The sequence below is a fragment of the Mycobacterium sp. genome (assembly GCF_035314905.1).
Taxonomy (GTDB): Bacteria; Actinomycetota; Actinomycetes; order Mycobacteriales; family Mycobacteriaceae; genus Mycobacterium.
Genome location: NZ_DATFYW010000015.1, coordinates 1 through 11539, shown reverse-complemented (window position 1 = coordinate 11539; position 11539 = coordinate 1). Strand labels below are relative to the sequence as shown.

The following is an 11539-nucleotide window of genomic DNA, read 5'->3' as shown; positions in this document are numbered from 1 at the left end:
ACCGACCACGGTGCCCTCGGCGAGTACCAGGCCGACGGTGCCCGGCTCGGGCTTTTCGGGAAGTTCTTCACGAACGCCGAAAATTGTTGTGGTCGAGAGTAATCCGGGCAGCGATGCAACGCGCACCGCCACCATCAGAAGTTGTGCCCACTCCTTCGTGGAGTCCGGCCAGCGACCGGACACGACGAAACCCTTCAGCGACCCGTGCGAATGGAAGGGAGCCACCTCAATGGCCCGGCCGGATCCCGTCGTCATATCCGCCTCCACGGTCGTCGAACCAGCATGGCTGTGACACGCCACTGGGTCGATCCCGTCAGGATGCGGGATAGGGCATGTGGCACGCAAGACGACACGAGTGCCAGGCGGCCGGTAAATCAGCGAAGCGGGACGTCACGCTTGACGCGCGACGCCCCGTTCTCTGGTGGGCTCAGCCGAAGATCAGCCCCTTGGTCTGGCTGGTCGCCGCCGCGAAGCGGTTCTGCACGTCGTCCCAGTTGACGACGTTCCAGAACGCCTTGACGTAGTCAGCCTTGACGTTCTTGTACTGCAGGTAGTACGCGTGCTCCCACATGTCGACCTGCAACAGCGGAATGATGCCCAGCGGCACGTTGGCCTGCTGGTCGTAGAGCTGGAAGGTCAGCAGCTTGTCGCCGAGGCTGTCGTAGCCGAGCACGGCCCAGCCGGATCCCTGCAGGCCGTTGGCGGCCGCGGTGAACTGCGCCTGGAACTTGTCGAACCCGCCGAACGCGTCGTCGAGCGCCGAGGCCAGCTCGCCGGTCGGCTCGTCGCCGCCCTCCGGGGACAGGTTCTTCCACCAGATCGAGTGGTTCACGTGCCCGCCGAGGTTGAAGGCGAGGTTCTTCTCGTACAGGAAGATCGCGCTGTGGTCGCCCTTCTCGCGGGCCTCGGCCAGTTGTTGCAGCGCCGTGTTGGCGCCTTTCACGTAGGCCGCGTGGTGCTTGCTGTGGTGCAGTTCGTTGATTTGGCCCGAGATGTGGGGTTCCAGGGCGCCGTAGTCATAAGGCAATTCGGGCAGCGTGTATTCAGCCACGAGATTCCTTTCTGGTCTTCAGACGTTTCACTCGTACGACTTTCGACCGGCCCGGCAACGGGGCCGCTCATTATCAACACTGCTCTATCGCCGCGCGCACCGCAAGGACGGCGGCGGCGGCCGTGGCATACCGCGACGACGCGGTCAGAGCAACACGATGATGGCCAGAATGGCCAGGAGAACCAACGCGATCAGCGCGGCGCGCACCGCCGCGGTCAGCTGCGTGCGGGAGTAGACGTGCGACGAGGAGTTCCATTCCGAAGGCGGCATCGCCGAACCGGAACCAATTTGATGCGACGCCATCTACGAGCCCCTAACCTGCACGTTCGATACCTTCCCCGGCGTGAGCTGTGTCACAGGGTACCGCTGTGACGCCGATCATAGCCCTTTGCGGTGGGCAAGCGAAATCGGCGGGAAAGCGCTAGCGGCGTAGCCTTTTCGCCATGGGGTGGTTTGACGATCTAATCGGGCATCTTCGTCCGGGAGTCGACATGGTGGACGCCTGCGACGCGCTGCCGGGGCGGCCGACCGCGATCATGATCCCGAAAAGGCACTTCGTCAGCGGCAATCCGATTGCGCCGCCGTTTCCGGAGGGGTTGCATACCGCTGTGTTCGGGGAAGGCTGCTTCTGGGGCGCCGAGAGAGGCTTCTGGGAACTCGGCGGTGTGTATTCGACCGCCGCGGGCTACGCCGGTGGATACACCCCGAACCCGACGTACCCCGAAGTGTGCTCGGGGCGCACCGGTCACGCCGAGGTCGTCCTGGTGGTATATGACCCGAGCGAGATCTCCTACGGCGTGCTGCTCGGCCAGTTCTGGGAGAGCCACGATCCGACGCAGGGCATGCGCCAAGGCAACGACCGCGGCACGCAATACCGTTCGGCGATCTACCCGGCCGATGACACGCAACTGCGGATCGCTCGGGACAGCGCCCGCTCCTACGGCGGGGAACTGGCCGCCGCGGGCTACGGTGAGATCACCACCGAGATCGCCCCGCTGCGGGAGTTCTACTACGCCGAGGACTATCACCAGCAGTATCTGGCCAAGAACCCCAGCGGATATTGCGGGCTTGGCGGGACGGGCGTCGCGTGCCCGGTCGGGCTGGCACCGGAAGGATAGGCGAACAATCAATTTCGCCACTCGCCGTTACTTCTTGTTGATGCCACTCGCTTGCTGAGCACAGGTTATCCACAGCCGAGGCCCTGGTATGCGACAGAATGCCGGGTCAAAGCCCATTTCGCTTCCCGCGACCCTGTGGATGAATCTGTTGAAATTGTGGATAACTGCCTGAAGTAACGAGTAGCTACCATCGTCGTCATGGACGCTGACGTGCGCCACGTGTCGATGGCCGATGTCCCGCTCGAGTTCGGGCGGTCGACGGTTCTGCTCGACGTCCGTGAACATGACGAATGGCAGCGCGGCCACGCCGCTGGCGCGACACATATCCCGATGGGCGAGATACCGGCCCGCCTGCACGAGATCGATTCCACCGCAGAGTTGTTCGTAGTCTGCCAGGCGGGCGGCCGGTCGCTGCGCGTGGCGCAATACCTGCAACGCAATGGCTTCCAGCCCGCAAACGTCGACGGCGGCATGCTGGCCTGGGTTGCCGCCGGGCGCCGCGTCGTGACCGACGATGGCGGGGTCGGCACGATCTAGGTGGTTAGTCTGGTCGGATGATTCAGGTGTGTTCCCGCTGCGGAACGCGGTGGAACGTGCGCGACCGTCAGCGCCTGTGGTGCCCGCGCTGCCACGGGCCCCTGATGCCGCCGACCTTCGGGCCCGCACCTGCCCCGTCGCCATGGAGCACACCCGGATCGCGCAGCGGGGCGGCCGCGCCGGCACGCTCCGTGCCGCGACTGCCACCCGGCTACCGGTGGATCGCGGTACGACCGGGACCTGCACCGCCTCCGCGCCGCCGGCGCCGCCCGCTGGGGCCGACCCCGCACTACGCCGTGATGCCCCGCTGGGGATTTGTCGACCCCGCGATGACGGCCGGCGAAGCCCACGCCGCGCCGCCGCGCCAGGGACCGTCACCGTGGTCGGTGCGCGCGACCCTGATCACCACCGTCGCGGTTCTCGGTGTCGCCGCGCTGCTGCACCTGGTGCGCTACGTGCTGTTGATTGTCAACCGCGGCATGTTGCTGAACCCGATCGTCGCCGGGGCGGCCACCTGGCTGGCTGTGGTGGCCAGCGTGGCCGCGCTGTTCTCGATCATCGGTTGCGCCTACGTGCTGACCGGCTGGCTGATCGCCCGTCGGGCGGCGGCGTTCGGCCATCGCCACCTGCCCGATCCGCGGCCGGTGTGGGCGCTGCGCGCCGGCTGCCTGCTGCCGCTCGTCAATCTGGCCTGGGCGCCGGTGTTCGTGATGGAACTCGCCCTCGCCGAGGACCGCTTCGCCCGGCTGCGCCGGGAGATCTGGGTGTGGTGGGCCCTGTTCGTGGCGAGCACGGCGGTGTCTGTGTTCGCGACGGCGACGAGTTTCACCGGCGAACCTCAGGGCATCGCCGACAACACCGTGAGCTTCATCGTCGCGTACTTGCTTGCGATGGCAACGGTCGTCGTCGCCGCGCAGTTGGTGTTCGCGTTCGAGCGGGCGCCCGTCGAGCGGCCCGCGCATCGCTGGGTGGTGGTGGCGCAGGAGGCCGGCCAGGCACGAGAACCAGGGCAGGAATCAGAAAAAGCGCCTGAAAAGCCCGCTGAGGTTGAGCGGGAAGGCCAGGAACCGGCAGCATAGCTCTTATGAGTTGGGGCGACGCGGTGCGCGCCGGACATCCGTTTGTCGTGGCGCATCGCGGGGCCTCTGCTGACCTGCCTGAGCACACGCTCGCTGCCTACGAGTTGGCGCTGGCCCAGGGCGCCGACGCGATCGAATGCGATGCCCGCCTCACCCGCGACGGGCACCTCGTGTGCATGCACGACCGTCGGGTCGACCGCACGTCCTCGGGGGCCGGCCGGGTCAGCGAGATGACGCTGGCCAAGATGCGCAGCCTGGAGTTCGGGTCGTGGCATCCGAGCTGGGAACCCGGCGGCGAGCAGGGCGACCACGGGCTGCTCAAGCTCGACGACCTTCTCGCGATGGTCCTCGACTGGCAACGGCCGGTGAAGATCTTCATCGAGACAAAGCATCCGGTCCGCTACGGCTCGCTGGTCGAGTTCAAGGTGCTGGCGCTGCTGCAACGCTACGGGATCGCCCTGCCGGCCTCGGCGGACCGGTCGCGGGCGGTGCTGATGTCGTTCTCGGCTGGGGCGGTGTGGCGGATCCGCCGCGCTGCCCCGCTGTTGCCGACCGTGCTGCTCGGCGGTGCGTCGCACTATCTGGGCGGGGCCACCGCGACCACCGTCGGCGCGACCGCGATCGGCCCGTCGATCGCCACATTGCGTACGCATCCCCAACTGGTCGACCGCGCGGCCGCACAGGGCCGCGCGACCTACTGCTGGACCGTCGACCACTACGAGGACGTCGAGTTCTGCCGCAAACTGGGCGTCGGGTGGATCGCGACGAACTATCCGGGCCGCACCAAGGGCTGGCTCGAGCACGGGCTGACGAACCTGCCGGGCCGGTAGGCCTACTGCGCAGACTGCAGCACGTCCTGCGGCACGGGCGCGTCGCTGGACAGCGCCGTGAACAGTCGTGCCGCCTCATCTTTGTCCCACAACACGACGTCGCCGGCGCCAGCGCTGGTGAACCCGCCGATCGGGACCGTGGTGGTGACCGTCGAGCCGCGCAGCGCCCAGCCGAGCCGGGCCAGGTCCCAGACGTACGCCCCGTTGTCGACGGTCAGCGCGCCCGTCGCCGAGCTCTCCAGCGAATACCAGCGGAAGGGGTTCAGCCAGACCGCCGGGCTGGCGGCGCGGTGCAAGAGCGCCGACATGAACTGGCGCTGGTTGATCATTCGGTCGAGGTCGGCCCGCGGTGTGGCCCTGCTCCGCACGTAGCCGAGGGCGTTTCGGCCGTCGAGCTTCTGGCAGCCGGCAGGCAGGTCGATGCCGGCCAGCGGGTCGTTGATCGGCTCCTTCGGGCACATGGTGACGCCCCCGACTGCGTCGACAACCGCGGCGAAGCCACCGAAACCGATCTCGGCGTAATGGTCCAGGCGAATGCCGGTGGCCTGCTCCACCGTCTGCACCAGCAGTTGCGGGCCGCCGAGCGCGAACGCGGCGTTGATCTTGTCGCGGCCCTGTCCCGGAATCGGCACGTACGAGTCGCGCGGGATCGACACCATCGTGGTCGGCACACTCGACCTGAAGCCCGGTATGTGGATCAGGATGATCGTGTCGGTGCGGCCGTTGCCGGTGTCGCCGCCGGTCGACAGTTCCGCTTGTTGCTGCGGCGACAGATCGTTGCGGTTGTCGGACCCGACCACCAGCCAGGTCGTGCCGCGGCCCGCCGCGGGCCGGTCGGGGTAGTCGGCGAACGCAGTCGTCCGGTGCAGCGAATGATCGATCCACACCCCGAGCCCGACGAGCGCGACGAGCGTGACAAGCACACCGAGAGCGACGATTCGTCCCCACGGCGGTTTGCGCCGGCGTCTGGCCACCCTCGTGGCCACCGGGCGGGGGCCCACCGGGCGGGGGGGCGCCGGCTGGGTGCGTGGCGGCTGAGCACGTGGCGGCTGAGCACGTGGCGGCTGAGCGCGTGGCGGCGGCTGAGCGCGTGGCGGCGGTGGCGGCCGGTAGGCCGGGTCGCGACGAATGACCTGCGAGGGCTCCCGCCGGGGAGTCGGATGGGGCCAGTCGTCGCTCACCGGAACAATCTACGGCGTCAGGGCAGCCACCCGAGGTGGCCTTTGGCCACGGCGTATCCGACGAATGCGACGGTGTCGATCAGGCCGTGCGCGATGATCAGCGGCCAGAGCCGGTTGGTGCGGCGCCAGACGTACCCGAACACCAGGCCCATCGCCAGGTTGCCCAGGCCTGCGCCGAAGCCTTGGTAGAGGTGGTAAGCACCGCGCAGCAGGCTCGAGCAGGCGATGGCCTTGCCGTCGCTCATGCCGAGTTGACGCAGCCGGGTGATCAGGTACGCGACGACGATCACTTCCTCCGCCCACCCGTTGGCGAATGCCGTCGCGACGAGAACCGGCACTCGCCACCAGCTGTCGCTGAGTTCCGAGGGGACCACCGCCGCGCTGAGGCCGATCACGCGGGCGACCACGTAAAGGCCCAGGCCGGGCAACCCGATCAGCGCCGCCAGCCCGATGCCGCCCAGCAGGTCGGGCCGCGGGCGTAACCGGCCCAGCCCGACGGCAGAAGGCCCGAACCCGCTGCGCCACAGCAGATACAGCCCCAGGGCTCCCCACGCGAGCAGCTGGGCGACAGATGCGAGGTTCAGGCCCAGGTCGATCAGATCGAAGTAGGACCGCCGCGGGATCAGCGGGATGGTCTGCTTGCTCAGCGTTCGCAGCACCGAGTCGGCCAGCTCCAGCACCGCGGTGACCGCGCTCAACCCGAACGTCACGGCCAGCACGATGATGACCTCGCCGCGCAACGCCTTCCGCGACGCCGTGCCGGCCTGCTCGGTCATGAGACGCCACGCTATATGCGACGCGCGTGCAGCCCGTTGCGGAAAGGGCAGCCGATCAGCATCCGGATGCCCTGGTTGAGTGCGGTGACGTCGTCGACCGTCTTGGGGAACGGAAGCCGCACGTCGTGGTCGCCGGTGTCGGCCTCGACGCGCAGCCGCAGGCCGTAGCGGTCCAGGCTGAGCAGGCTGGCCCGGCCACGCCGAAGCGCCCCCGGCAGACGCGACGCCAGCAGATCGACCAGGTCGCGGTGGTCGGCCTCGATGTGTTGCACCCAGCGGGACTCGATCGCGCAGAACGGGTCCGGCCTGGCCGCCATTAGTGCTTCCACGGTGACCGACTCCGCCCCCGTGGAATCGGCGATCACCACCGACGTCACCTCCAGCCGCACCAGTGTGTCGTGGGGCGGCATGCGCCGCAGCCCGCCACCGATCCACACCAGCGACCGCACCGGTTCGCGCAGCGGCACCGGCGCGTAGTCCGTGAACTCCAGAACTGCGTGCGGTTCCGTCGCCGCCGCGGACGCGCCACGAGGCACCGCGATGACGAAGGAGCCGTCCCGGAGCACGTCGTGAAGCGACACGGCGAAGGCCTCCATGCCGTCGACCGCGAGCAGCACACGGTCGGCGCGCGCGCAGGTGGTGCGTATCCGTTCGGCTGCGCTCGGTGCCGGGTGGGCTGGGTGGGTGGCTGCAACGGGCATGGCGTTCCTTCCGCTAACTAAGGTAAGCCTAAATTAACTTGCGAGGAGCGGACGCGCAAGGCGCATCATCGTCACCGGATAGGGTTGTCGGGTGCCGCGCATTGCCTACCTCGGCCCACAGGGCACCTTCACTGAAGCGGCATTGCTTCAGATGATCGACGAGGGCATGATGCCGCGGCCGGGTGCCGTGGAGTTGCTGGCGACCGAGAGCAGCGCGAGCGCGTTGCGGGCCGTGCGAGACGGGTCGGCGGACTACGCCTGCGTGCCGATCGAGAACTCGATCGACGGGTCGATCCTGCCCACGCTGGACAGCCTGGCCGGTGGGTCGCCGCTGCAGGTCTTCGCGGAGCTGACGCTCGACGTCGCGTTCAGCATCGTCCTGCGGCCGGGACGCACGCTCGAGCACGTGCACACGGTGGCCGCGTTTCCGACCGCGGCCGCCCAGGTTAGGCACTGGCTGGCCGATAACCTGCCCAACGCCGAGGTGGTGGCGTCATCCTCCAACGCCGCCGCGGCCCTCGACGTCGCGTTCGGCCGGGCCGATGCCGGGGTCACGACGACGCTGGCCGCGCAGCGTTACGAGCTCCACGAGTTCGCCGCGGGCGTCGTCGACGAGGCCGGCGCGCGAACCCGATTCGTGCTGGCCGGGCAGCCGGGGCCGCCCCCGCCACGCACCGGGGCCGACCGCACGTCGGTGGTGTTGCGGATCGACAACTCGCCCGGTGCCCTGGTGGCCGCGCTCACCGAGTTCGGCATCCGCGACATCGACCTGACCCGCATCGAATCACGGCCCACCCGTACCGAATTGGGCACATACATTTTCTTCGTCGACTGCGTCGGCCATATCGACGACAGCGCCGTCGCCGAGGCACTCAAGGCGCTGCACCGTCGTTGTGCAGATGTGAGATATCTGGGTTCGTGGCCGACAGGGGCGGTGACAGGCACGGTGCCACCGGAAACGGACGAGGCCTCGCGGTGGTTGGCGCGGCTGCGCGACGGGGAGCCGCGGTCGTGAGCGGCCGTCTGGTGCTGGTGCGCCATGGCCAGTCGCAAAGCAACGTCGAGCGGCGTCTCGACACCCGGCCGCCGGGCTCGTCGCTGACCGACCTCGGTATCGACCAGGCTCGCCGGTTCGCGCGCGGCTACCCGCATCGGCCCGGGATGCTGGTGCACTCGGTCGCGCTGCGGGCGGCCGAGACCGCGGCGGCGATGGGCGAGGAATTCGGTCTGCGGCCCAGGGCCGTCGAAGGGCTCCACGAGGTGCAGGTGGGCGACCTGGAGATGCGCAACGACGACGAGGCTGTCGAGGCGTTCAACAAGATCTACGAGCGCTGGCACCTCGGCGAACTCGACGCATCGCTACCCGGCGGGGAGACGGCCACGGAGGTGCTCGAGCGGTACGTGCCCGTGCTGACGGCTCTGCGCTTGCGTTACCTCGACGGCGACGACTGGACCCACGACATCGTCGTGGTCAGCCACGGTGCGGCTATTCGGCTCGCCGCGGCGACCCTGGCCGGTGTTGACGGCAGCTTCGTGGTGGAACATCACCTGGCCAACGTCGAGTCGGTTGTGCTCGCACCGGTCACCGACGGCCGGTGGAGCTGCCTGCAGTGGGGACAGCACACCCCGCCGTTCATGCCGGACCCCGAAGGCATGCCCCCGCCCGAGGAGCTGGACACCGCCGACCCGATGGGTTGAGCCGTCAGACCGCCAGCGCGGCGGGCTGGCCGCAGCGGCAACCCACCGCCTCGCAGTCGATGCTGAACGCATGCGGGATGCGGTCGGGACTGTCGCAGTCGTCTTCGGTGCACTCCGAGCGGCGCTGTGCGTGGTGGATCACCGTTCCGTGGCAGTGCTCCCAGCCGTCGCGGCAGTCGCGGCACTGCAAGCTCATGCGTTGTTCATATCACCGGGCGGGGACGAACCGTGGCTGCCGCGCGGGGGCGCACGCGCTCATCCCCACCCCAGTTCGTGGAGCCGCTCGTCGTCGATGCCGAAGTGGTGCGCGATCTCGTGGATCACCGTGATCGCGACCTCGTCGACCACCTGGCCGTCGTCCTCGCAGATGTCCAACAGCGCGTCGCGGTAGATCGTGATCGTATCGGGCAGCGACCCGGCGTAGGACGAGTCCCGCTCGGTGAGCGCAATCCCTTCGTACAAGCCCAGCAGCTCGGGATCTTCGGGGTGCCGGGGCTCGACGAGAACCACGACGTTGTCGATCGCGGCGGCCAGCGCCTCGGGGATCAGGTCGAGCGCGTCGGACACCAGCTCGTCGAACCGCTGCGGGCTCATCCGCACGGCCACGGCGGCTACTGTCCCGGCGCAGGCGGCGCAGGCGCGGGCGGTGCGGGCGGTGCGGGCGGCGCAGGCGGCGCCCCGGGGGGCGGTCCTGCATCCTGACCCGGTGGCGGCCCCGCGTCCTGACCGGGCGGCGAAATGTCGTTCGGCGGTTGCTGCGACGCCGAGGGCTGCTGGGTGGTCGGCGTCGGGCCGGCCGCGGGTCCGGGGCTGCTCTGCTGCCCGGGCATGTGCTGGGTCCCCGTGGGTGTCGACGACGCGCCGCCTTGCTGACTCTGCTGCCCCTGCGTGGTCTGCGGGATTGTGGGCAGCGGAATGGGCGGCAGGTTGAGCCGGTCCTGTGGGATGTCGGGCGGCGGGTTGGGCGTCTGCCCGTTGATCAGCAGCGGACCTTTGGCGCTACCGACGAGCGTGGCCCACCCGCCGTTGCCGAGGGTGGCGCCGATGCTGCACGACACCTGGTGGCTGCCGGCCGACCAGCTGGGCAGCGAAATCGTGTTGTAGATCAGCGTCAGTGTGGTGTTGCGCAGCGCAACCGGCGCGAGGTACGCGTCCGTCATCTTGGTGCACGCGTCCTTGATGAAGCCGTCCTGGTCGGCCTCCGACGGCAGCGGCCCGGGGAACTTCTCGGCCAGGTTGACCTCGCCGGTGACCTCCATCGCATGCGGCGCACTACAGTCGGCGGGGATGTCTGTCGGCTGGTTGGTGGTGGTCTCGATGCCCAGGCACGTGCCGGCGGGCCACACCTTCGACTGATCGAGGTCGGCGACCTTGCCCTTGAACGCGACCTGCTGGTTGTCGGCGCCGGGCAGCTGCAGTCCGCACAGCATCCGGCGCTCGCCGGACTGCGTCCAGGCCTTGTCACCGGACCACAGCATGCCGATCGTGAACTTGCTGTTGGGGTCGTAGTGGGTGCCGAGGTAGCGGCGCACCGCGGCCTGGCACTGCTCCTGGCTGATCTGCTGGATCCTCGCGGGGGACGGGGGCGCCGCGCCCGGCCCGTACTCGCTGCCGGGGAACGTCCGCATGTCCACCGACTCGGCCACCTCGAACCGGTGATCGTCCTTGCAGTCGACGATGCTGGCCTGATCGGGCGACTTGTTGGGCCAGTTCAGGCAGTCGCCGTTGTGGGCGCTGTCGAACGTGGCGCTGCTTCGGGAGCCCGTGCTGGGTATCGCCTTGGGCGCGAGCGATCCGAGCGGGCTCGCGTTGTCGGCGCCGGCCGGCAGGGCGGTCGTTACGCCCGCAATGAGTAGCCCGCCGAGCGCCGTCAGCAGCAGCGCCCGCCGAGTCGGCGTGGCCTGCAAACTGCGCCACCAGGGTTCAGGTGCCATCGACATCGCGATCCATTGTGACAGGCTCGCCAAACCGTGTGACAAGTGATGAAGTTGTAAAGTTATGGGGTTGTAGCTGGGGCGTAGGTTTGGGGACGTGGCCGAGCCGGAGCGAGACATCGCGGAGCTGGCGGGCCGGTTGTTCGACATGGCCCGCTCCGGCGATGCGGCGACGCTGGCCGCCTACCTGTACGCGGGTGTGCCCGTCAACCTGACCAACGGCACGGGTGACACTCTGGTGATGCTCGCGGCCTACCACGGACATCTGGAAACGGTGCGGACACTGACCGAGCGGGGCGCCGACGTGAACCGGCGGAACGATCGGGGCCAGACGCCGCTGGTGGGGGCGGTGTTCAAGGGTGAGGACGACGTCGTGGAGCTGCTTGTCGCGGCGGGGGCGGACCCGGCCGCGGGTCACCCTACGGCGATCGACACCGCGCAGCTGTTCGGCCGTGCCCGCTACCTCGAACTGTTCGGGGCCGCAGGGCCATCCGATCCGGCCCGAAAGTAGGGTTGCGGCCGTGATCGACCTGAAGCTGCTGCGGGAGAATCCGGACGCGGTGCGCGAGTCGCAGCGCGCCCGCGGCGAGGATCCCGGGCTCGTCGACGCGCTGCTTCGGGCCGATGCCGCTCG

At 68.8% G+C, this 11539-nt stretch carries 16 protein-coding genes and 1 pseudogene; 8 read left to right on the top strand and 9 right to left on the bottom strand.

Annotated features, from left to right (window positions below; all coding sequences use genetic code 11):
- From VKG81_RS01395 to VKG81_RS01385, 3 genes and pseudogenes are all read right to left on the bottom strand, one after another.
- Positions 1-255: pseudogene (locus VKG81_RS01395) on the bottom strand (peptidase); the annotation flags it as partial.
- 172 nt (positions 256-427) lie between these two features.
- A complete protein-coding gene (locus VKG81_RS01390) occupies positions 428-1051 on the bottom strand; it encodes a superoxide dismutase (RefSeq protein WP_324389034.1) in 624 nt (207 codons plus the stop codon).
- Positions 1052-1195: 144 nt separating this feature from the next.
- A complete protein-coding gene (locus tag VKG81_RS01385; protein ID WP_324389037.1) occupies positions 1196-1321 on the bottom strand; it encodes a hypothetical protein in 126 nt (41 codons plus the stop codon).
- A gap of 173 nt (positions 1322-1494) precedes the next feature.
- On the opposite strand from VKG81_RS01385, the gene msrA reads away from it, so the two are divergent.
- The 4 genes from msrA (at position 1495) to VKG81_RS01365 (ending at position 4615) form a co-directional block, all read left to right on the top strand.
- Positions 1495-2169 (top strand): peptide-methionine (S)-S-oxide reductase MsrA, encoded by a 675-nt coding sequence (gene msrA / locus VKG81_RS01380; protein ID WP_324389033.1) that lies wholly within the window; start codon positions 1495-1497, stop codon positions 2167-2169.
- Between the two features lie 198 nt (positions 2170-2367).
- The gene (locus VKG81_RS01375; protein WP_324389032.1) at positions 2368-2706 is read left to right on the top strand and encodes a rhodanese-like domain-containing protein; all 339 of its coding nucleotides are present in this window, start codon (positions 2368-2370) and stop codon (positions 2704-2706) included.
- 17 nt (positions 2707-2723) lie between these two features.
- Positions 2724-3785, top strand: a complete 1062-nt coding sequence (locus tag VKG81_RS01370) for a DUF4328 domain-containing protein (protein ID WP_414685107.1) — start codon at positions 2724-2726, stop codon at positions 3783-3785.
- Between the two features lie 5 nt (positions 3786-3790).
- Positions 3791-4615 (top strand): glycerophosphodiester phosphodiesterase, encoded by an 825-nt coding sequence (locus VKG81_RS01365; protein ID WP_324389030.1) that lies wholly within the window; start codon positions 3791-3793, stop codon positions 4613-4615.
- A gap of 2 nt (positions 4616-4617) precedes the next feature.
- Here VKG81_RS01365 and VKG81_RS01360 read toward each other — a convergent pair whose 3' ends face one another.
- From VKG81_RS01360 to VKG81_RS01350, 3 genes are read right to left on the bottom strand one after another with little or no spacing between them, the layout of a single operon-like run.
- Positions 4618-5796: an LCP family protein gene (locus tag VKG81_RS01360; RefSeq protein WP_324389029.1), complete on the bottom strand. Its 1179-nt coding sequence runs from the start codon at positions 5794-5796 to the stop codon at positions 4618-4620.
- Positions 5797-5813: 17 nt separating this feature from the next.
- Entirely contained in the window at positions 5814-6572 is a 759-nt protein-coding gene (locus VKG81_RS01355; protein ID WP_324389028.1) for a CPBP family intramembrane glutamic endopeptidase, read from the bottom strand.
- Positions 6573-6583: 11 nt separating this feature from the next.
- Positions 6584-7273 (bottom strand): DUF2470 domain-containing protein, encoded by a 690-nt coding sequence (locus tag VKG81_RS01350; protein ID WP_324389027.1) that lies wholly within the window; start codon positions 7271-7273, stop codon positions 6584-6586.
- Positions 7274-7364: 91 nt separating this feature from the next.
- Between VKG81_RS01350 and pheA the strand changes: the two genes are divergently transcribed.
- Both pheA and VKG81_RS01340 read left to right on the top strand, forming a co-directional pair.
- Entirely contained in the window at positions 7365-8288 is a 924-nt protein-coding gene (gene pheA / locus VKG81_RS01345) for a prephenate dehydratase (protein WP_324389026.1), read from the top strand.
- Complete coding sequence (locus tag VKG81_RS01340; protein ID WP_324389025.1) at positions 8285-8971, top strand: histidine phosphatase family protein; 687 nt, start codon at positions 8285-8287, stop codon at positions 8969-8971. The genes pheA and VKG81_RS01340 overlap by 4 nt, the downstream gene beginning before the upstream one ends.
- 4 nt (positions 8972-8975) lie before the next feature.
- Here VKG81_RS01340 and VKG81_RS01335 read toward each other — a convergent pair whose 3' ends face one another.
- The 3 genes from VKG81_RS01335 to VKG81_RS01325 are packed head-to-tail and all read right to left on the bottom strand — an operon-like array spanning position 8976 to position 10911.
- Positions 8976-9167 carry a hypothetical protein gene (locus tag VKG81_RS01335; RefSeq protein ID WP_324389024.1) on the bottom strand — a complete coding sequence of 64 codons (192 nt, stop codon included), beginning with the start codon at positions 9165-9167 and terminating at the stop codon, positions 8976-8978.
- A 59-nt stretch (positions 9168-9226) separates the two neighbouring features.
- Complete coding sequence (locus VKG81_RS01330; RefSeq protein WP_324389023.1) at positions 9227-9577, bottom strand: metallopeptidase family protein; 351 nt, start codon at positions 9575-9577, stop codon at positions 9227-9229.
- A gap of 5 nt (positions 9578-9582) precedes the next feature.
- On the bottom strand, positions 9583-10911 hold the full coding sequence (locus tag VKG81_RS01325) for a septum formation family protein (protein ID WP_324389022.1): 1329 nt from the start codon (positions 10909-10911) through the stop codon (positions 9583-9585).
- A gap of 142 nt (positions 10912-11053) precedes the next feature.
- Here VKG81_RS01325 and VKG81_RS01320 point away from each other — a divergent pair, with 142 nt between their 5' ends.
- Together VKG81_RS01320 and VKG81_RS01315 are read left to right on the top strand one after the other, a co-directional pair.
- Positions 11054-11416, top strand: coding sequence for an ankyrin repeat domain-containing protein (locus tag VKG81_RS01320; RefSeq protein ID WP_324389036.1), 363 nt, complete (start codon positions 11054-11056; stop codon positions 11414-11416).
- A gap of 10 nt (positions 11417-11426) precedes the next feature.
- On the top strand, positions 11427-11539 hold a 113-nt coding region (locus tag VKG81_RS01315), incomplete at its 3' end, for a hypothetical protein (RefSeq protein ID WP_324389035.1).